Here is a 20,785-nt window from a genome sequence, read left to right as displayed (position 1 = left end):
TGTGCATAAACTGCTTGCTAATTTATCGGGTTATCCACAAGGTATTTACTTGCCCAATGCGCTTTTGATGTCCTTAACATCTTGTTGAAGTTGCTGATTGTCTTTTAACATTTTTGAAATTTTATCGTGAGCGTGAATAACGGTTGTATGATCACGTCCACCAAATTCTTCTCCAATTTTAGGCAAAGAGAAATCAGTCATCTCACGTGACAAATACATCGCAACTTGACGCGGATATGCGATATCTTTTGTGCGACGTTTTGTTTTAAAATCTTCTAATTTAACGTTGAATTGATCACCAACAGCATGTTGAATGTCTAAAATTGTAATAACTTTTGGCTTTGAGTTTGGCATGATATCTTTTAAAGCTTCAGCAGCGAGCTCAGCGCTCATATCACGATTAATCAAAGAAGAGTAAGCCACAACGCGGATTAATGCTCCTTCAAGCTCACGAATATTCGAATCTATAGAATTCGCAATATACGTCATGACGTCATTTGGAATATCCAGTCCATCCGCTTTTGCTTTTTTGCGCAAAATAGCGATACGGGTTTCCAAATCAGGTGGTGTAATGTCTGTAATCAATCCCCATTCAAAACGAGAACGCAATCGATCTTCTAGTGTAGGAATCTCTTTTGGCGGTCGGTCACTTGAGATAATTATTTGCTTGGACTCTTCGTGCAGCGTGTTAAACGTATGGAAAAACTCTTCCTGTGTTTGTTCTTTCCCCGCTAAAAACTGAATATCGTCAATTAAAAGAATGTCGACACCTCTGTATTTATCGCGGAACTCGCCCGTTTTATTGTCACGTATTGAGTTAATAAATTCGTTTGTAAATTTTTCCGAAGACAAATAAACCACTTTCGCATTCGGATTGTGTTCGAGGACGTAATGTCCAATAGCATGCATTAAATGTGTCTTACCAAGTCCAACTCCCCCATAGATAAACAGCGGGTTATAAGCTTTTGCGGGTGCTTCGGCCACGGCCAAAGAGGCGGCATGCGCAAAGCGGTTGCCTGAACCAATTACAAACGTATCGAAAGTATATTTAGGATTCAGCATGCCAGGCAAAAACTCTTGCTGCTGGTCTTGACCCGGTTTAACGCGAGGCGCAGGGAGTTGAAAATCATCCATATCCTGATCTTTGGGCACAACAAACTTAATCATCATATCATCGCCAGTGGAATCTGATAAAATTCCGGTGATCAAGTGTACATAATGGTTTTCCAACCAATCACGTGCAAAAGAATTGGGCGCTGAAATGGTGACTGTATCATCCTGATAGGATAAAAGTTTTGTTGATTTTAACCACGTTTCAAAACTTGGTTTGGAGATTTTAGTTTCAACTTGGGCTAAGACACTCGACCAAAGTTCGTCTAAGTGTTCCAATAGCTCTTCTCCTTTATATTTAAACTATATTTTAAAGTATATCATACACAAAATCACAGCTTGTGGATAACATTCATAAACAAGGTGGGGAATAACTGTCCACACCTTACCCACAATTTGTGGATAACTTATTTAGAGTGAAAACTATTAACAAGTGAAAACAAGTTAATGTTACCAAAAAAGAATAGACAATACAAGAAGTTCTTTAAGTTATCCACATAACTTTTTTTCTGCACATATAAACTATCCACAAGGGGTTCGTATGTTAAAAAACTGTAGATAAGGCTTGTGGATAATTATTTTCATCGTAAAAATAGTAAACAGGAGGCTAAGAGATACAGTTACAAATTGTGTATAACTTAATCAATAAGGAAGAAGAGGTTTTTGAGTTGTTTTTTAATGAGACATTGACATTTATAGCCTTGCGCCTTTATAATAGTCGAGACTGTCTTTAGATAAATAGTTAACTCTCAATATAGGAGGTGTCATATATGACATTACGCACATACCAACCAAATACACGTAAGCATAGCAAAGTACACGGCTTTAGAGCACGTATGAGCACGAAGAACGGACGTCGCATTATCGCAGCTCGTCGCCGTAAAGGAAGAAAAGTATTATCAGCTTAAGTCCACTGACCGCATCAGTGGTCTTTTTTTTCTTTTCTGCTTGATTTTGGCGAAAAGGTATTAAAATAAGCAGGTGAAAGAATGAACAAGGATCAACGGATCAAGAAGAATAAAGAATTTCAGCAAATCTTTAAAAAAGGAAAATCCTTTGCGAATCGGCAGTTTATTGTTTATGTGCTAAAGAGTGAGCAGCCAGAGTTTCGCATAGGACTATCCGTCAGTAAAAAAGTAGGAAATGCGGTAGTACGTAACCGGGTGAAACGTTATATCCGGCAAACTTTCTTGGAATTGAAAGACGAACTATTGCCGAATGCAGACTACATTATCATCGCCCGACCACAGGCGGCCACATTGGATTTTCATGAAAGCAAGAAAAGTCTCGAACATGTATTGAAGATTGCCCGTACATTGCCGAAGAAGTAGAAGACTAGTCAGAATAGATGTTATTATAGAAGTAATTGAAATTAGTTTGGGGGAAGAAGGGTGAATAAGAAATTAGTTCTGCTTATTTCATTGATCGCGGTAGCCTTGCTGCTTTCGGGTTGTACAGAGTTCGATCAGCCGATTAGTGATCAAAGTGAAGGATTTTGGAATGAATTTATTGTCTGGCCACTGGTATCAACTATTAAATTCTTTAAAGGTTTACTAGGAACTTACGGCTTCGGGATTATTGCTGTTACGATCATCATTCGATTGGTCATGCTGCCATTAATGATCAAACAGACGAAGAGTTCGAAACGTATGCAAGAAGTACAGCCTGAACTTGTTAAGTTAAAAGAAAAATACAAGTCAAAAGATGCTGTCACACAACAGAAATATCAAAAAGAAATGATGGCTTTGTTCCAAGAAAGAGGCGTCAATCCAATGGCGGGTTGTTTGCCTGTTTTGATTCAAATGCCGGTACTGATCGGTTTTTATCACGCAATTAGTCGTATGAATAATACGCCTGAAATCGATTTAGGATCATTCCTTATTTTTCCATTAGCAGAACCGAGTATTATTTTAGCGGTAATTGCTGGATTGATGCAATTTGTCGTATTGCGTACTGGACCAGCAATGGATAATCCTCAAATGAAAATTATGATGTATTTCATGCCGGTAATGATTATCGGATTTGGTATCGTGTTGCCATCTGCATTGACATTGTACTGGGTAATTGGGAATGTTATTTCCCTTATTCAAAACTTGGTTATTTATCGTCCATGGGAGAAAAAAGAGACACAACAGCCTGTTAAAACGAAAGCAGGAGGGGCTAAAAAGTGAAACAGATTACGCAAACGGGTTTAACTGTTGAAAACGCGATATCTGAAGCATTAGAAACACTCCAAGTTCCACGTGAAGAAGTTACAATCCAGGTCATTCAGCAAGAAAAGAAAGGGTTTTTCGGTTTTGGTGCTAAAAAAGCAGAAGTTGAAGTTACCGTAATTGAAAAAACAGCTGCTCCTGAAAATAGTGACACACTCGAACAAACGACTGAAATTTTTGAAATACCTGGAGAATTGCTTGAAAAAGAAGGAGAAAAGGAAGAAGTTCCTGCGCTCTCTAACGAACAAGCCATTGAAGAAACAAAAAACTATATTCAATCGATTGCTAAAGGCATGAAAATTGAAGATTTATCGATTACACATGAACAGCGTGGCAAAAAAGTCAGTTTTTATCTTGAAAGTGAAAAAGTAGCGATGCTGATCGGCAAACGAGGACAAACCTTAAATTCCCTTCAGCAACTAGCTCAATTGGTTGCCAATAAATATTCAAATCAATTTATGATGATTCAACTAGATGCTGAGAATTATCGTGAACGTCGCCAAGAGACGCTAGAACAATTAGCAGATCGAATGGCAGACAAGGCAATTCGGACCGGTGGGCGTGTTCAGTTTGAACCAATGCCATCCTCTGAACGAAAAGTCATCCATCAGACATTATCAAGACGTTTAGACATCGATACGCATTCGGAAGGCAAAGATCCAAACCGCTACCTAGTCATCAAACCTCATAAATAATAAAAAGCCCGCCAATTTGGTGGGCTTTTTTATGCCAAATTGACGAAATTTATCAAAATGGAGCTCTGTGTCTTTTGATTTGGAGTGGTTTATGCTAATGTAATATGTTAGAAAGCCACGTTCATTTACTGGTTGTCCACATGTGGACAACTTTTTTTAAGCGAAAATAAAGCTGTGAATATATATTTTGATCATTAAGCTGCCTCGCTGTTCTGTTTTTATCCACAGAACGAGCGATGCTGTTTTTCAACTGTCAAGCTATATCGGTCTGCAAAACGGCCGCTGTCGCTTTTCTTAAGAGGAGGAAGCATCATGGAATTCGATACAATCGCTGCCATATCGACACCGAGTGGAGAGGGAGCAATCGCAATTGTCCGCTTGAGTGGTCCTGAAGCTGTTGCAATTGCGGACAAGCTGTTTCGGGCTCCAAGCAAAAGAGCGCTAGCTTCCCAAGTAACGCATACAATCCATTACGGACACCTTGAAGATCCAACAACAGGAGAAGTAGCGGAAGAAGTCATGGTATCGCTCATGAAAGCACCAAAAACCTTTACCCGTGAAGATGTTGTAGAAATTAACTGCCACGGCGGAATTGTGTCGGTCAATCGTGTGCTTGAATTGGTACTACGTGCAGGAGCAAGACTTGCCGAACCAGGTGAGTTTACGAAACGAGCATTTTTAAATGGCCGAATCGATTTATCTCAAGCAGAAGCAGTGATGGACTTGATTCGTGCAAAAACGGATCGTGCCATGGATGTTGCACTTAACCAAATGGAAGGCAAGTTATCAAAACTAATTGGCACATTGCGCCAAGCTTTACTTGAATCGATTGCTCAAATGGAAGTCAATATCGATTATCCAGAATATGACGACGTAGAAGAAATGACACGTCCAATTATGCTAGAAAAATCGAAGTGGGTCCGTTCGGAAATTGATAAACTGTTGCAGACCTCATCACAAGGAAAAATCTTGAGAGAAGGACTTTCAACTGTTATTTTGGGGCGCCCCAATGTTGGGAAATCTTCGCTATTAAATAGCCTTGTTCAAGAGAATAAAGCCATTGTCACCGAAATAGCGGGAACAACCCGTGATATAATAGAGGAATACGTAAATGTCCGTGGTGTTCCATTGCGTTTAGTTGATACAGCTGGGATTCGCGAAACGGAAGATATTGTCGAACGGATTGGTGTTGAGCGCTCAAGAAAAGTACTAAAGGAAGCAGATTTGATTCTTTACGTGCTGAATTACGCAGAAGCACTGACTCCAGAAGATGAATTGTTGTTTGAAACAGTTAAAGACATGGACTATATCGTTGTTATCAACAAAACCGATTTGCCGCAGAAAATAGATTTAGGTCAAGTACAGAAGCTTGCAGGCGATAAATTGCTTGTAACGACTTCGTTAATCGAAGAAGAAGGCATCGACCAACTTGAAGAAGCGATAGCTGCTCTATTTTTCCAGGGAGAAATAGAGGCCGGGGACATGACTTATGTGTCCAATGTGCGCCACATTGCATTGCTGCACCAGGCGCACAAAACCATTTCAGACGCTATAGAGGCCGCTGAAATGGAAGTTCCCGTAGACATGATTCAAATTGACGTTACTCGAACATGGGAAATTCTTGGGGAAATTATTGGAGACACCGCAGATGATGGCCTCCTTAACCAATTATTTTCTCAGTTCTGTCTAGGGAAATAAAACTCGAAGGGAATGAACGAACATGCCACAATATGAAGCAGGTACGTTCGATGTCATCGTTGTAGGAGCAGGACATGCAGGAGCGGAAGCTGCTCTTGCCTCTGCACGAATGGGCGCTAAAACGCTTGTTTTGACGATGAATTTGGATATGATCGCATTTATGCCTTGTAACCCATCAATTGGTGGGCCGGCGAAAGGTATTGTTGTACGTGAAATTGATGCACTTGGCGGAGCCATGGGACGCGTGATCGATAAAACACACATTCAAATGAGAATGTTGAATACCGCTAAAGGACCAGCTGTACGCGCACTACGCGCACAAGCTGATAAAGTGCTCTACCAGCAGGAAATGAAGCGTCTGATGGAAGAAGCCCCAAATTTAACCTTGCATCAAGGGATAGCTGAGGAACTAATTGTTGAAGACGGTAAAATTCAAGGGTTGATCACACAAGTAGGAGGCATTTATCGTGCCAAATCAGTCGTTATCACGACTGGAACATTTCTGCGTGGTGAAATTATCATTGGCGATTTGCGTTACTCAAGTGGGCCAAATAATCAGCAACCTTCCATTAAATTGGCAGAAAATCTAGAAAAACTTGGATTTGAAACAGTCCGCTTTAAAACGGGAACACCTCCGCGCGTTAACAGTAACAGCATTGATTACAGCAAAACTGAAATTCAACCTGGAGACGATGTACCTCGCGCTTTCAGTTATGAAACGACAGAATATATCACGGATCAACTGCCATGCTGGTTAACTTATACAAATGAGCAAACGCATCAAGTAATTGATGATAATTTACACCTATCACCGATGTATTCTGGAATGATCAAAGGAACGGGTCCGCGTTATTGTCCTTCAATTGAAGACAAAGTCGTTCGTTTTAATGACAAACCACGTCACCAGATCTTCTTAGAACCTGAAGGGCGTAATACGCGCGAGGTTTACGTACAAGGTCTTTCAACAAGTTTGCCTGAACATGTCCAACGGAAGCTGTTAGAATCGATTCCAGGGCTTGAGAAGGCTGAAATGATGCGTGCAGGTTATGCCATCGAGTATGATGCCATCGTTCCGACGCAATTATGGCCAACATTAGAGTCAAAACAAATTGAAAATCTTTATACGGCTGGTCAAATTAACGGAACGTCTGGCTACGAAGAAGCAGCTGGTCAAGGACTAATGGCGGGAATCAATGCAGCAGCGAAAGTTCTCGGCAAAGAAGAAGTTATTTTGAGTCGTTCTGACGCGTATATCGGTGTCTTAATTGATGATTTGGTAACAAAGGGGACAAACGAACCTTATCGTTTGTTAACATCTCGTGCAGAATATCGCTTATTGCTTCGTCATGACAATGCAGATATGCGTTTAACGGAACTGGCTTATGCAATCGGCATGGTTAAAGAAGAACGCTATGTGAAATTCCTTGCGAAAAAAGAGCGTATTGAAGAAGAAATTAAGCGTTTGAGAGGCATTATGATAAAGCCAAACGAAACGACTCAGCAAGTGATTCGTGACGCAGGCGGCAGTGAATTGAAAGACGGTATTCGCGGAGCGGATTTATTGAAACGTCCGGAAATGACTTATGACATGATTTCACAACTGACAGCTTCAACGATAGAATTGGAAGCTGAAGTAAAAGAACAAGTCGAAATCCATATTAAATATGAAGGCTATATCGAGAAGTCGTTGCAACAAGTCGATAAACTTAAAAAAATGGAGAACAAAAAAATTCCTGATAATATTGATTATCATGCGATTTCCGGAATTGCGACTGAAGCTCGAGGTAAACTTGCAGAAGTTCGTCCGCTGTCTATCGCACAAGCTACTCGCATCTCAGGTGTGAATCCGGCTGACATATCCATCTTATTGGTGTATATTGAACAAGGAAAGATTGCGAAAATCTCAGTATGACAGTAAAGCCATAAGCTAGACAACAGAATGGGCTGGCTCACACCAGCTCATTTCTTTTTTACATAAAAAACTTGCAAGAAGGGGGAAGTCAGTTTGAACGAACAACAGTTTAAAGATGCTCTCAGTGAAAAAGGAATCTTCTTGACTGAACAACAACTAGAGCAATTTCGTATTTATCATAAGGCATTGGTCGAATGGAACGAAAAAATGAATCTTACAGCCATAACCGAACAACCCGCTGTCTATTTAAAGCATTTTTACGATTCGATTACAGCAGCATTTTATTTAGATTTCACAAAATCAATGAAAATTTGTGACGTGGGTGCCGGAGCCGGATTTCCCAGTATCCCATTAAAAATTTGTTTTCCACATATCGAAATTACAATCGTTGATTCTTTAAACAAACGAATTCAGTTTTTAGAGCATTTAAGTAAAGAGCTTGAATTGACCAAAGTACAATTTATTCATTCAAGAGCAGAAGATTTCGGACAGTCTATTCACCGCGAAAAATACGATGTCGTAACGGCTCGTGCTGTAGCTCGTTTGTCAGTGTTAGCCGAGTTATGTGTGCCTTTAGTTAAAAAGGGCGGAGTTTTTGCAGCAATGAAAGCTGCTTCAGCGGCGGATGAATTGGAAGATGCGGAAAAAGCATTGCAGAAACTTGGCGTAAAACTAGAAGCTGTTCACTCTTTCTTGTTGCCTATAGAGGAAAGCGAACGGTACATTCAAGTCTTTAAAAAGTTCAAAGACACACCAAAGAAATATCCGCGAAAAGCTGGAATTCCAAACAAATCACCTATCTCTTAATGTTTCACGTGAAACATTTAAAATAACAGTGATCAAGATTTAACAGCTAAGTGAGCTTGTAAAAGGTGGTGCTTGAAGGTGAAAAGTCCTTTTTCACGTTTCTTCGGAGGCGGCGATAAAGCAAATGAGACAGCAAAAAAAGAAGCGGTAGAACACAAGTCTTCAGAAGAAGTACTCAAATTACCGCTCGACAAAATACATGCAAATAAATTTCAGCCAAGAACAATTTTTGATCAAGAAAAAATTGAAGAACTTGCACGGACAATTCATGTTCATGGAGTGATTCAACCAATCGTAGTTAGGAAGTCTGAAGTTGAAGGAGAGTATGAAATCATTGCAGGAGAACGTCGTTTTCGTGCAATGAAATCACTCGAATGGACAGAAGTGCCAGCCATCATCCGGAATTTGAGTGACAAAGAAACTGCGTCTATAGCTTTGATTGAAAATCTTCAGCGTGAAGAGCTTACCTCGATAGAAGAGGCACATGCTTATCGTAATTTACTTGATATACAAGAAATTACGCAGGAAGCTTTGGCGCAGCGTCTAGGTAAAGGACAGTCGACAGTTGCCAACAAGCTACGGTTACTAAAGTTGCCTGAAGAAATTCAAACGGCATTGTTAAAGCGATTACTAACAGAACGACATGCTAGAGCATTGTTACAAGTAAAAGATGCAGAGCAGCAAAAAAAGCTGTTTGATGAAACGATTGAAGAAAGTTTAAATGTAAAGCAATTAGAGATAAAAGTCAGTAAGTTGCTTTCAAATGAGCCAAAAAAACCAAAGGCCCGAAGAAAAGCAATTAGCAGAGATATGCGAATTGCAATGAACACGATTAAAGAATCACTGAGTATGGTTACTAAAAGCGGCATTGATTTAACAACAGAAGAAGAAGAATACGAAGAATATTATCAAATCACAGTAAAAATTCCGAAAAAAAAATCATGAGAAGCTCTTTCCTGTATGGAAAGAGTTTTTTTAATGGCTCCATCGTCGTATTGTTGAAAAATTTTGATACAATAGAAAAATGGAAGCTAGTATAAGTCAAAGTTATGATTTTTGTCTATAATTATTCCTTGAAAATGCTGTGCTTTATAAGTAATAAAATAGCTAAAACAAAGATTCCGCAGTAAAATAAAGAAAGTAATAGAGAAAGTTGGTGCAAGTGTGGGTAGAACTATTGCGATCGCCAATCAAAAGGGCGGCGTAGGAAAAACAACGTCTTCAGTAAATTTAAGTGCCTGCCTTGCATATTTAGGCAAAAAAGTTCTTTTAATAGATGTAGATCCTCAAGGAAATGCGACCAGTGGGGTAGGAGTCAACAAAGGCGACGTGGATAAATGCATTTACGAAGTGTTAATTGACGATATAGATGTGAAAAGCACAATAATGGAAACAAAAGTGGAGAATCTACATGTAGTTCCGGCGACAATTTCTCTTGCTGGAGCTGAAATTGAATTAGTTTCTACCATTTCAAGAGAAGCTCGCTTGAAAAATGCACTGGAAGAAGTCAAAGATATGTACGATTACATAATCATCGATTGTCCACCTTCATTGGGATTACTAACTTTAAACTCTTTAACAGCATCTGATGCAATTATTATTCCGGTACAGTGTGAATACTATGCATTAGAAGGGTTGAGCCAATTATTGAGCACAATTCGCTTAGTGCAAAAACATTTAAATCACGATTTGATGATTGATGGTGTCTTATTGACCATGTACGATGCACGAACAAACCTAGGGATGCAAGTAATTGATGAAGTGAAAAAATACTTCCAAGATAAAGTTTATAAAACTATTATTCCTAGAAACGTAAGATTGAGTGAAGCACCGAGCCACGGAGAGCCAATTATTATCTATGATCCAAAATCCAGAGGCGCAGAAGTGTATTTAGAATTGGCGAAGGAAGTGATTGATAATGGCTAAAGGTTTAGGGAAAGGCATCAATGCGTTGTTTCCAGGAGAGGCAAGCAATGATGCAGACAAAGTAAATCAACTTAATACAAGTGAAGTTCAAGCAAATCCGTATCAACCACGAAAAATTTTCGATCAAGCAGCTTTGGAGGAGTTGGCAGAATCTATTAAAGAACATGGGATTTTGCAGCCGATTGTTGTAAGAAAAGTGGGAGAAAAATATGAATTGGTTGTTGGTGAACGTCGTTTCCGGGCAGCAAAATTGATTAAGTTGAAAAAAGTTCCGGCGATTGTTAAAGAGTTGACGGACCAACAAATGATGGAACTTGCTATATTGGAAAACCTTCAACGAGAAGATTTAACGCCAATTGAAGAAGCAGAAGCTTACCAGAAACTAATGGAAGCATTAAACTTAACGCAAGAACAACTTGCTTTTCGCTTAGGTAAAAGTCGTCCGCATATTGCCAATCATATTCGGCTTTTAGCGTTGCCTGATACGGTACGTAAACTTATCTCTGACAAGGAATTGTCAATGGGGCACGGGCGTACACTTCTTGGCTTGAGAAACAAAAAAATCATTTTAGAAACAGCCACAAAAGTGGTTAAAGAAAACTTGAACGTTCGTCAGCTAGAGAATTTGGTACAGCGTTTAAATGAAGATGTTCCACGTGAAACAATTGAAAAAAAGAGAGATATTTTTATAGAAGAAAAACAATCTGAACTAAGAGATCGTTTTGGCACAAAAGTCCAGATTAAAAAAAATAAGAATAAAGGAAAAATAGAAATTGAATTTTTCTCTGAAGATGACCTGGAGCGAATTTTGGAATTGTTAAGCTGACAAGTGCCTATTCCTTAGAAAGGGAATAGGTTCTGTTTTTGATAAGTGAGAAACCAAATAGAACGTTGAAAAGAGGGAGAAGATTGTCTTGCAGTAGACGAGGAAACTTGTAGAGGAGGAGAAATGTAGTGGTTCTCTTAGGGACGTTAATAAACGCTGTTTTAATTGTAGTGGGAACCATTCTTGGAAGAGCTCTTCGCAATATTTCTGACAACATGAAAGAAACGGTCATGTATGTTATTGGCTTAGCAGTAATTGTGCTTGGTCTACAAATGGGATTGGGAAGTCAAAACTTTATAATTGTTATTATTAGTTTAGTGTTGGGCGCAGTTATTGGAGAATGGGCAAACTTAGAAGGTAAGTTGAACGATTTTGGTCATTGGATTGAACGCATGCTTGGAGCTAAAGAAAGTAATGGCAGCCTTGCTCAAGGATTTGTAACAGCTACTTTAATATTTGTAATTGGAGCAATGGGAATCATCGGAGCAATGGAAAGTGGCTTGAGTAATGAGCATGGCGTATTAATTTCAAAAGGGATAATTGATGGATTTACTTCCATCGTTTTAGCTTCTACACTTGGCTTTGGTGTTATGCTTGCAGCGATTCCAGTATTTGTTTATCAAGGATTAATCGCCTTGTTTGCAACTCAAATTAGCTTAGCAATTCCTGATGTAGCACTCGATATGTTCATATTGGAAATGAGTGCAACAGGTGGAGTGATGATCTTTGCAATTGGTCTGAATATGATGGGTGTAACAAAAATTAGAGTAGCGAATTTATTGCCAGGTATAGTTGTTGTTGGAGTGGTCGTTACAATTATTTATAAATTTAATTTGATGTAAGTGTGGGAAGGTGAAAGAGTGAGCGTTGAGAAAATGATGCAACGAATTTTTAATGTTCTCGCGGACGAAGCAATGTGGATAGGTCTAATCATTGTTTTATTAAAAGTCGTGTTGATTACTGTAGCTGCGGTTGTACTGGTGAAAGTATTACGTGTATTGATTCGAAAAACTTTTTCTGTACGTATTAAAGGTCCGCTACTTTATAACGAGCGAAGACAGCAAACTTTATCAAAATTATTATCAAACGTCGTGGCGTATGTCGTGTATTTCATAGCGGCAGTTTCCATTTTGTCAACTTTCACGATTGATATTACCGGTTTGATTGCAGGTGCTGGTGTGTTAGGTTTAGCAGTCGGATTTGGTGCTCAGAACTTAGTACGAGATGTGATTACGGGTTTCTTTATTATTTTTGAAGACCAATTTTCTGTAGGTGATTATGTTCGAATCGGTGCTGCCGAAGGAACCGTGGAAGAAATCGGGTTACGTACGACCAAAGTAAAAGCATGGACGGGTGAACTGTTTATCTTCCCGAATGGCAACATAATGGACGTTGTAAACTTTTCAATTCACAATTCTATCGCAGTGGTCGATGTCAACATCTCTTATGAATCGGATATTACGCGCGTTGAAAAGCTCATAATGGAATTTTTGAATGGTTTGCAAGATCGTTATGAACAGATTATTAAGCCAGCGGAGCTATTAGGTGTTCAAAATTTAACGACAACTGAAATTGTTATGCGGATTACAGCAGAAACTTTACCAATGCAGCATTTTGCTGTCGCGAGAGGAATGCGTCGCGATTTGAAGGACTTTTTGGACCAACGTGGAGTTGAAATTCCTTATCCGCGTATGGTAATGATGCAGCGATCTCCAGAAGAAGTGACCACAGCAAGAAATGTTAAAACGTAAAAGGGAGGCAGACTCATGGAAATGAAGGAGTTTGGGCTGAACGATATAGTTGAAATGAAAAAAGGCCATCCTTGTGGAGCCAATGCCTGGAAAATTATTCGCATGGGAGCGGATGTTCGCATTAAGTGTGAGGGGTGTCAACATAGCGTCATGTTGCCGCGTATGGAGTTTAATAAAAAGATGAAAAAGATTCTAATTAAGTCCGAAACAGAATGAAAAATGGACAATTCCAGGTTTCGTTCTTATAATGAAATGGTTGTGTAAAAAATAATTCGTTTTATATAGAGGAAAGGTTGTGCATCCTATGGCATTAACTGCAGGGATTGTAGGATTACCAAACGTGGGGAAATCCACATTATTTAATGCAATAACTAAAGCGGGTGCCGAAGCGGCAAACTACCCGTTCTGTACAATAGATCCAAACGTTGGGATTGTTGAAGTTCCAGATGAGCGTCTTAACAAATTGACGGAATTAGTAGATCCGAAAAAAACTGTACCGACGGCTTTTGAATTTACTGATATTGCAGGAATTGTAGAAGGTGCTAGTAAAGGTGAGGGATTAGGAAATAAATTCTTGTCTCATATCCGTGAAGTAGATGCAATTTGCCAAGTGGTCCGTTGTTTTGCTGATGATAACATCACGCACGTAACCGGAAAAGTAGACCCGATTTCTGATATTGAAGTGATTAACTTGGAATTGATCTTGGCAGATATGGAAAGCATCGAAAAACGCATTGCCCGCGCAGCGAAGTTAGTAAAACAAAAAGACAAAGACGCTGTTGCAGAAGAGCCAGTCCTGATGAAATTACGCGAAGCTTTTGAAAATGGCCAATTGGCACGTTCAATCGAATTTACGGATGATGAGCTGTTAATTGCAAAAGGTTTGAATTTATTGACAATCAAACCGATGCTTTATGTGGCAAACGTTTCAGAAGATGAAATTGCAGATGCTGACAGTAACGAATACGTTCAACAAGTTCGTGATTTTGCTGCAAAAGACAATGCAGACGTCATCGTTATTTGTGCGAAAATCGAAGAAGAAATGGCTGAACTTGAAGACGAGGAAAAAGAAATGTTCCTTGAAGAGTTGGGCATTAAAGAGTCTGGGTTGGACCAATTGGTCAAAGCTTCATACAGCTTGCTCGGATTAGCAACTTATTTTACCGCGGGCGTTCAAGAAGTGCGTGCATGGACATTCAAAAAAGGCATGAAAGCTCCACAATGTGCCGGCGTTATTCACTCTGACTTCGAACGCGGATTTATCCGTGCCGAAACAGTTGCCTACGATGACTTGGTCGAAATCGGATCAATGGCAGCAGCAAAAGAAGCAGGGAAAGTACGTCAAGAAGGCAAAGAATACATCGTCAAAGACGGCGACGTCATGCTATTTAGATTTAACGTCTAAAAGCGGAAACGACCGTTATGCTCCGACAGGCGTAAGACGATCTGGCGAAGCGGCGTTCTTTGCCGCACAGCCAGAGTGGCTTATGACCCGAGGAGCAGGTCGTTGCAGCTGGATAAATCTAAAAGCGGAGGCGCCTGTTCAGTCCCGACAAGCGCTGGAGACCTTGCAGGTAATGGCGTACTTTGCCATTGCAGGCAGGGTCGAAGCGACTCGAGGGACTAGGCGCCGCAGCTGGATAAGACTAAAAGCGAGGATGGCCGTTAAGATTCGACAGGCATAAGGCGAACCAGCAAAGTGGCGCTTTTTGCCACGTAGCTGGGTTGACTTATGACCCGAGAATCTGGCTACCGGAGCTGGATAAGACTAAAAGCGAGGATGGCCGTTAAGATTCGACAGGCATAAGGCGAACCAGCAAAGTGGCGCTTTTTGCCATGTAGCTGGGTTGACTTATGACCCGAGAATCTGGCTACCGCAGCTAGATAAGTCCAAAAGCTGCAATGATTGTTATCTATCGAAGCATCTAGTTTCAAAGCACGACAAAACTAAAAAAGCAACCGGGTGCCTTGCCGCATCCGGTTTTTGTATGGAGGAATAGGAAATGTTGTTATTTGCATACGGAACGCTTAAGCGCGGCGGGAAGTATCATTGTTATTTGGAAGAAGCTGAATTGGTGGAGGAACAAGCGGTAACAAAAGGAACTTTGTACGACACGGGAATGGGTTATCCGGCAATGGTGTTATCGGGTGCTGGTCAAATTGAAGGGGAGATTTACGACATCCCGGATGTTTTATGGCCAGCTTTAGACTATCTTGAGGATTATTCTGGAAATCCTGAAACAGATTTATACGATAAGGTAACGATTGAAGTAGAGGCGGGCAACAAATCTTTCGAAACAATTGTTTATATAGCAAAAGACGAAAAGTTAGTAAAAAAACAAATTTTGACTGGGAAATGGGAAGTTACTCATCTGGTTAGATAAGAAAAGAAAAGCACCGATTAATCGGTGCTGTCGTTTTTGGGATACTGATTGTAAATATGGAGGCGCGGCAGTGAAGGGTCATCAACGACCCATGCCGCGCTTTTTTCTTTGCGCAATTCACGATACATGATAAAGTCGCCAAAAGCTCCTGCAGTAAGCATAGCGCCTAATAAAACGAGAACCTGGCTATCAAACAAAAATCCTATCATCGTAGGAAGAAAAGCAGTCGTCCAAAAAGGAAGCAGTAATGCTTTCTTCATGGCATGGTTTTGAACGGGTTTAGTCGTAGTAGCGTAAGCAATACCCAGTTTCAAATTGACACCATAATTCAACGAAGAAATTGGAACTTTTCCAAACAGTACAAAACCAATCAAATGAAAAAGCTCATGCACGACAATTAAAACCACATAGCCGAGTAGAAATGACAAAATGGCAGTCAATGAAAAACGAAACGATAAAGATTCATTGAAGAAATGATAAGCAGCTGCAAATGCAAACAACAAGATTACATTGAATCCAAGTGCTTTTGGCGCGATCTCGTCCATTTTCAATTCGATAATATGGCTAGGGGGCATCGTTTCACATCCTTTAACAGTCTATGCAGAAAAGTATAGATGATTTCAAATGGAAAATCATGCTTGCGGGAGCTTTGTAGTTATGATACAATACTGTGATGTGAGTAATATTTATGAATTGCTTGCTCCTTGCCCGCTGGATACAGCAGGGCCCAAGTCCATGAGGAGGTGACAACACGATGAGAGAATATGAATTAATGTATATCATTCAGCCTGCAATTGAAGAGGAAGCGAAAAAAGCTCTAGTTGAGCGTTTTAACGACATCCTTACTTCTAACGGCGCTGAAATCATCGAGTCGAAAGAGTGGGGTAAACGTCGTTTAGCTTATGAAATCAACGATTTGCGTGAAGGTTTCTACCAGATCGTTAAAATCAATTCTGGTTCTGAAGCTATCAACGAATACACACGTCTTGCGAACATTAACGAAGACATTATTCGTCATATCGCTGTACGCAAAGACGCGTAAACAGGATACTGGCACTGAAATTTTTTTGACTTGAAGGAGGTTGAATTCTGATGATTAACCGAGTTGTTTTAGTCGGAAGACTGACAAAAGATCCAGACCTTCGTTACACACCAAGCGGCGCGGCAGTTGCTCGTTTTACACTTGCTGTAAATCGGACTTTCTCCAACGCTCAAGGTGAACGCGAAACTGATTTCATTAATTGTACTGTTTGGCGCAAACAAGCTGAAAATACAGCGAACTTCCTGAAAAAAGGGAGCTTGGCTGGTGTTGAAGGCCGCATCCAGACTGGTAGCTACGAGGGACAAGACGGGAAACGCGTCTATACAACAGAAGTAGTAGCGGACAGTGTTCAATTCCTTGAACCGAAAAGCGCTAATACGGATCGTTCACAAGGGCAGCAGCCTTCCTATCAACAGAACCAATCACCGAGCCCAAGTCAGCAAAACCATACTCGTGTAGATGAAGATCCATTCTCAAGCGGTAGCGGTCCGATCGAAGTATCGGATGACGATTTACCGTTCTAAGATGGACTGGAACTGACGATTAACTATTAAGTAAAGGAGGTAATTCGATATGGCACCACGTCGCGGAGGAAAAAAACGGAAAAAGGTTTGTTACTTTACTTCCAACAACATCACGCACATTGACTATAAAGATACTGATCTTTTGAAGAAATTCATTTCTGAAAGAGGGAAAATCTTGCCACGTCGTGTTACAGGCACTAGCGCTAAATGGCAACGTAAGTTGACAATCGCTATTAAACGCTCACGTATCATGGCACTTCTACCGTTTGTTGCGGAAGAAAGATAATTATGATTCTGAAAAGACCGGGAAACCGGTCTTTTTTTTGTGTGCTGAAATAGACAGCATTAGTCGTAGAAGAGTGTTTTAGTGTCTTCATCGGATTCAAAGTAGCTATGGCTTTCTATGGTACTGCTCGTTTTGTTCAGGTTCTTGAATCATGGTACAATTACAAGGATGAAATCTACCCGAAAGAAGGGGAAAAACAGTCATATGCAAAATCAACAAACACGACAACTTACAAACGGGGCAATGATGGCAGCAGTGTTTACAGTCTTGCTAGCAATCTCGGTATATGTGCCCGTTTTGAGTATAGTCAGTACGTTAATTCTCGCATTGCCCGTCGCTTGGTACAGCGCGAAGTATCCGTGGAAAGCTTCTGCTCTTTTTGCGTTGGTCTGTCTGGTGCTATCGTTTATCATTGGTGGTCTTTTATCAGTACCACTAGCGTTAATTCATGTACCACTCGGCTTAGCAATTGGTCTTTCAATTTATTATAAGAAAAGTAAATTATTCATGTTCATGGGTGCCAGTATCGTTCTTTTAGCATCATTGATGATTCAATATGTGGCTTCGATTGTACTATTTGGTATCAATGTATTAGAAGAATTTATGGTGATGTTCGATGAATCTTATGAGCAGACAGGTTCAATGATGAAAAGTTTAGGAGCTTCCGAAGCTTCGATAAAAGAATACAACGAACTGGTTGTTCAATTGCAGCAGTCGTTCGAAACTTTAGTGCCTGTGTTATTGGTATTGGGTGTTTTCATGTCGGTATGGGTGTTGCTATTAATTGTGTTGCCTATATTAAAACGTGTTGGCATTACAGCTCCTAAGTTTCCACCTTTTCGAAATATGCGATTACCAAAATCTGTTTTATGGTATTATTTAATCGTGTTGCTGGTGTCATTATTATCGGACTTTGAACCCGGAACAATGGCATATATGGTTTTCATTAATGCATCCGTGCTGCTCCAATTCCTATTATTCCTGCAAGGTGTCTCTTTTTATCATTTTTACATCCATCAGGAAAATTGGCCGAAATGGGTAACCGTACTGGTGACATTGTTGGCATTTCCATTGCAGTCATTCACGAGTATTGTCGGAATCGTAGACCTTGGATTTGATATCCGTGGGTGGGTCAAGCGAGCGCACGAATTTAAAGGAAAATAAGGAGCTGAAGAATAATGTCGGCTTTTTTCAGAAAAAGAAAACTTCGATATCCACTTATCGCCTTGCTAGTTCTTGGTATGGCCGCATCCATTCTAATTTCACTTTGGTCGGAATGGGCAGCTGGCATCTTTATACTGCTTTTTGTGCTAGTGTTTACCATAACTTGGGTAACAGAAAAAAGAGTCTATGAGGCTACTGAAAAACACATTGAAGCATTGTCTTACCGAATGAAGAAAGTCGGCGAGGAAGCATTGCTCGAGATGCCAATCGGAATTTTGCTAGTCAATGAACATTATCATATTGAGTGGGCAAATCCCTATATGACTTCGACCCTTAAGTACGATTCATTAATTGGAGAGTCACTTTATACACTTTCTGATGATTTTCATCCATTAGTAAAATCTGAAGAAACGACAGAAATGACGATCGCGTTAGGAGATCGGAAATACCGTGTCTATTATAAAGCGGACGATCGCTTGTTTTATCTTTTTGATATTACGGAGCAGGTAGAGATTGAGACGCTTTATTACGCGGATCGTACCGTTATCGGTATTTTATTCATTGATAATTACGATGAACTTGCACAAGGAATGGACGACCAGACGCGGAGTAATTTAAGTAGTTTAGTAACGTCGCTCGTCAATCAATGGGGCGCAAAGCATGGCATTTTCGTGAAACGCATTTCTTCTGAGCGTTTTATGGCTGTTTTCAATGAATCGATTTTAAAAGAGCTGGAGTTGTCGAAATTCGCTATTTTGGATGATATTCGTGAAGTCACATCTAAAGATAATTTAGCGCTGACGTTGAGTATCGGTGTAGGTGCTGGTTCTGCGTCGCTAGTTGAGCTTGGTGGACTGGCTCAGTCAGGACTTGACTTAGTTCTCGGACGTGGTGGAGACCAAGTCGCTATTAAACATCCGAGTGGAAAAGTGAAATTTTATGGTGGCAAGACCAATCCGGTTGAAAAACGAACACGTGTCAGGGCGCGCGTTATTTCGCATGCGCTGCGTGATTTGATTCAAGAAAGTGATCAAGTGTTTATCATGGGCCATAAAATGCCGGATATGGATTCGATTGGTGCTGCAGTGGGTGTAGCAAAAATGGCGGCCATGAATAAAGTCAAAGGACGAATTATTCTTGATTTTGATGAATACGATCGTAGCGTCATGAGGTTGATGGAAGCCATTGAAGGGGACCCTGAACTGTTTGCGCAGTTTATCACGCCTGAAGAAGCGTTAGCAAATATGACCGAGCATTCACTGCTTGTGGTCGTAGATACGCATAAACCATCGATGGTCATCGATGAACGTGTGCTGCAACGGATGGAACGCGTTGTTTTAATTGACCATCACCGAAGAGGCGAGGAATTTATTACCAATACAATGCTTGTTTATATGGAGCCCTATGCGTCATCAACAGCTGAATTGGTGACTGAACTCATCGAATATCAGCCAAAGCATGAAAAGTTATCAATGCTTGAAGCGACAGCGATGTTGGCTGGTATTATAGTAGACACGAAGAGCTTCACACTGAGAACAGGAGCTCGAACATTCGAAGCTGCGTCTTACTTGCGTTCGAACGGAGCTGATACGGTGCTCGTCCAACGCATTCTAAAAGAAGATTTGGAAACGTATGTGGAACGTGCGAAAATCGTTCAGACAGTAGAATTTGCCGGTGAAGGCATTGCTATTGCAAGAGGTGAGTCTGACCGCGTTTACAGTCCTGTTCTGATTGCTCAAACAGCAGATATCCTGCTGACGATGAAAGATGTTAATGCATCCTTTGTGGTCGCTGAGCGTACAGAAGGTGGCATTGGCATCAGTGCACGGTCACTAGGTGAAGTCAACGTTCAAATTATTATGGAAAATCTCGGTGGGGGCGGTCATTTAACCAATGCGGCCACTCAAATGCCGAATACCACAATCGAACAAGCCGTTGAACAATTAAAAGCGGTAATTTTAGAAGATACTGAAGGAGGAACAAACGAATGAAAGTGATATTTTTGAAAGACGTAAAAGGTAAAGGTAAAAAAGGTGAAATTAAAAACGTAGCGGATGGTTATGCGCATAACTTCTTATTGAAAAACAATTGGGCGATTGAAGCAAACCAAGCAACCATTAGCAAATTGGACGGACAAAAGAAAAAAGAGCAAAAAGAAGCTGACCTAGAGCGTCAAGAAGCAGAACAGTTGAAGGAAAAACTAGAAAGCTTAACAATCGAATTGACTGCTAAATCTGGAGAAGGCGGACGTATTTTCGGATCAATTACGACGAAACAAGTAGCGACAGCTCTTGAGAAGAAAAATGGTATCAAATTAGACAAACGTAAAATGGAATTAGACGATGCCATTCGCGCGCTTGGCTATACGAATATTCCTGTAAAATTGCATCAGGATGTGACCGCTACACTTCGAGTTCACGTTACCGAAGAAGCGTAAGGTGAGACAC

General features: G+C 40.4%; 23 protein-coding genes. 21 read left to right on the top strand and 2 right to left on the bottom strand.

The genetic code is table 11. The features are described from left to right. Positions 1-45 precede the first annotated feature (45 nt). On the bottom strand, positions 46-1,389 hold the full coding sequence (gene dnaA / locus FQ085_RS14340) for a chromosomal replication initiator protein DnaA (RefSeq protein ID WP_149456920.1): 1,344 nt from the start codon (positions 1,387-1,389) through the stop codon (positions 46-48). Between the two features lie 491 nt (positions 1,390-1,880). On the opposite strand from dnaA, the gene rpmH reads away from it, so the two are divergent. From rpmH to FQ085_RS14265, 15 genes are all read left to right on the top strand, one after another. After that, the gene (gene rpmH, locus FQ085_RS14335; protein WP_038705267.1) at positions 1,881-2,018 is read left to right on the top strand and encodes a 50S ribosomal protein L34; all 138 of its coding nucleotides are present in this window, start codon (positions 1,881-1,883) and stop codon (positions 2,016-2,018) included. Positions 2,019-2,099: 81 nt separating this feature from the next. After that, positions 2,100-2,441: a ribonuclease P protein component gene (gene rnpA / locus FQ085_RS14330; RefSeq protein WP_058383853.1), complete on the top strand. Its 342-nt coding sequence runs from the start codon at positions 2,100-2,102 to the stop codon at positions 2,439-2,441. Positions 2,442-2,501: 60 nt separating this feature from the next. Then, the gene (gene yidC / locus FQ085_RS14325) at positions 2,502-3,281 is read left to right on the top strand and encodes a membrane protein insertase YidC (RefSeq protein WP_058383854.1); all 780 of its coding nucleotides are present in this window, start codon (positions 2,502-2,504) and stop codon (positions 3,279-3,281) included. Continuing rightward, complete coding sequence (gene jag, locus FQ085_RS14320; RefSeq protein ID WP_058383855.1) at positions 3,278-4,018, top strand: RNA-binding cell elongation regulator Jag/EloR; 741 nt, start codon at positions 3,278-3,280, stop codon at positions 4,016-4,018. The genes yidC and jag overlap by 4 nt, the downstream gene beginning before the upstream one ends. Positions 4,019-4,330: 312 nt before the next feature. After that, positions 4,331-5,716, top strand: coding sequence for a tRNA uridine-5-carboxymethylaminomethyl(34) synthesis GTPase MnmE (gene mnmE / locus FQ085_RS14315; protein WP_149456919.1), 1,386 nt, complete (start codon positions 4,331-4,333; stop codon positions 5,714-5,716). A 22-nt stretch (positions 5,717-5,738) separates the two neighbouring features. Further along, complete coding sequence (gene mnmG, locus FQ085_RS14310) at positions 5,739-7,628, top strand: tRNA uridine-5-carboxymethylaminomethyl(34) synthesis enzyme MnmG (protein WP_058383857.1); 1,890 nt, start codon at positions 5,739-5,741, stop codon at positions 7,626-7,628. A 93-nt stretch (positions 7,629-7,721) separates the two neighbouring features. Further along, positions 7,722-8,435 carry a 16S rRNA (guanine(527)-N(7))-methyltransferase RsmG gene (rsmG, locus tag FQ085_RS14305; protein ID WP_058383858.1) on the top strand — a complete coding sequence of 238 codons (714 nt, stop codon included), beginning with the start codon at positions 7,722-7,724 and terminating at the stop codon, positions 8,433-8,435. 78 nt (positions 8,436-8,513) lie between these two features. Next, positions 8,514-9,380, top strand: a complete 867-nt coding sequence (gene noc, locus FQ085_RS14300) for a nucleoid occlusion protein (RefSeq protein ID WP_149456918.1) — start codon at positions 8,514-8,516, stop codon at positions 9,378-9,380. Between the two features lie 219 nt (positions 9,381-9,599). After that, a complete protein-coding gene (locus FQ085_RS14295; protein ID WP_058383860.1) occupies positions 9,600-10,361 on the top strand; it encodes a ParA family protein in 762 nt (253 codons plus the stop codon). Then, positions 10,354-11,187 (top strand): ParB/RepB/Spo0J family partition protein, encoded by an 834-nt coding sequence (locus tag FQ085_RS14290; protein WP_149456917.1) that lies wholly within the window; start codon positions 10,354-10,356, stop codon positions 11,185-11,187. The genes FQ085_RS14295 and FQ085_RS14290 overlap by 8 nt, the downstream gene beginning before the upstream one ends. A 128-nt stretch (positions 11,188-11,315) precedes the next feature. After that, positions 11,316-12,029 (top strand): DUF554 domain-containing protein, encoded by a 714-nt coding sequence (locus FQ085_RS14285; RefSeq protein WP_149456916.1) that lies wholly within the window; start codon positions 11,316-11,318, stop codon positions 12,027-12,029. Positions 12,030-12,047: 18 nt separating this feature from the next. Continuing rightward, positions 12,048-12,938 (top strand): mechanosensitive ion channel family protein, encoded by an 891-nt coding sequence (locus FQ085_RS14280; protein WP_149456915.1) that lies wholly within the window; start codon positions 12,048-12,050, stop codon positions 12,936-12,938. Between the two features lie 15 nt (positions 12,939-12,953). Beyond that, positions 12,954-13,154, top strand: coding sequence for a DUF951 domain-containing protein (locus FQ085_RS14275; RefSeq protein ID WP_058383863.1), 201 nt, complete (start codon positions 12,954-12,956; stop codon positions 13,152-13,154). A gap of 88 nt (positions 13,155-13,242) precedes the next feature. Further along, positions 13,243-14,343, top strand: coding sequence for a redox-regulated ATPase YchF (gene ychF, locus FQ085_RS14270; RefSeq protein WP_058386809.1), 1,101 nt, complete (start codon positions 13,243-13,245; stop codon positions 14,341-14,343). Positions 14,344-14,941: 598 nt separating this feature from the next. After that, positions 14,942-15,322, top strand: coding sequence for a gamma-glutamylcyclotransferase family protein (locus FQ085_RS14265; RefSeq protein ID WP_058383864.1), 381 nt, complete (start codon positions 14,942-14,944; stop codon positions 15,320-15,322). Positions 15,323-15,339: 17 nt separating this feature from the next. On the opposite strand, the gene FQ085_RS14260 is transcribed toward FQ085_RS14265, so the two are convergent. Beyond that, positions 15,340-15,897: a DUF3267 domain-containing protein gene (locus tag FQ085_RS14260; RefSeq protein WP_149456914.1), complete on the bottom strand. Its 558-nt coding sequence runs from the start codon at positions 15,895-15,897 to the stop codon at positions 15,340-15,342. 179 nt (positions 15,898-16,076) lie between these two features. Here FQ085_RS14260 and rpsF point away from each other — a divergent pair, with 179 nt between their 5' ends. From rpsF to rplI, 6 genes are all read left to right on the top strand, one after another. After that, a complete protein-coding gene (gene rpsF / locus FQ085_RS14255) occupies positions 16,077-16,364 on the top strand; it encodes a 30S ribosomal protein S6 (RefSeq protein WP_058383866.1) in 288 nt (95 codons plus the stop codon). A gap of 50 nt (positions 16,365-16,414) precedes the next feature. Further along, positions 16,415-16,888: a single-stranded DNA-binding protein gene (gene ssb, locus FQ085_RS14250; RefSeq protein ID WP_008497641.1), complete on the top strand. Its 474-nt coding sequence runs from the start codon at positions 16,415-16,417 to the stop codon at positions 16,886-16,888. 49 nt (positions 16,889-16,937) lie between these two features. Next, complete coding sequence (gene rpsR, locus FQ085_RS14245; protein WP_006830564.1) at positions 16,938-17,174, top strand: 30S ribosomal protein S18; 237 nt, start codon at positions 16,938-16,940, stop codon at positions 17,172-17,174. 204 nt (positions 17,175-17,378) lie between these two features. Beyond that, a complete protein-coding gene (locus FQ085_RS14240) occupies positions 17,379-18,338 on the top strand; it encodes a YybS family protein (RefSeq protein ID WP_058383867.1) in 960 nt (319 codons plus the stop codon). 14 nt (positions 18,339-18,352) lie between these two features. Continuing rightward, a complete protein-coding gene (locus FQ085_RS14235) occupies positions 18,353-20,329 on the top strand; it encodes a DHH family phosphoesterase (RefSeq protein WP_058383868.1) in 1,977 nt (658 codons plus the stop codon). After that, positions 20,326-20,775 carry a 50S ribosomal protein L9 gene (rplI, locus tag FQ085_RS14230; RefSeq protein WP_058383869.1) on the top strand — a complete coding sequence of 150 codons (450 nt, stop codon included), beginning with the start codon at positions 20,326-20,328 and terminating at the stop codon, positions 20,773-20,775. Before FQ085_RS14235 ends, rplI begins: the two co-directional genes overlap by 4 nt. Positions 20,776-20,785 lie beyond the last annotated feature (10 nt).

This window comes from Planococcus sp. ANT_H30, assembly GCF_008369335.1.
Classification (GTDB): domain Bacteria; phylum Bacillota; class Bacilli; order Bacillales_A; family Planococcaceae; genus Planococcus; species Planococcus kocurii.
Note: the sequence above shows the minus strand (reverse complement) of the source record. Positions and strands in the feature narration are given on the sequence as shown.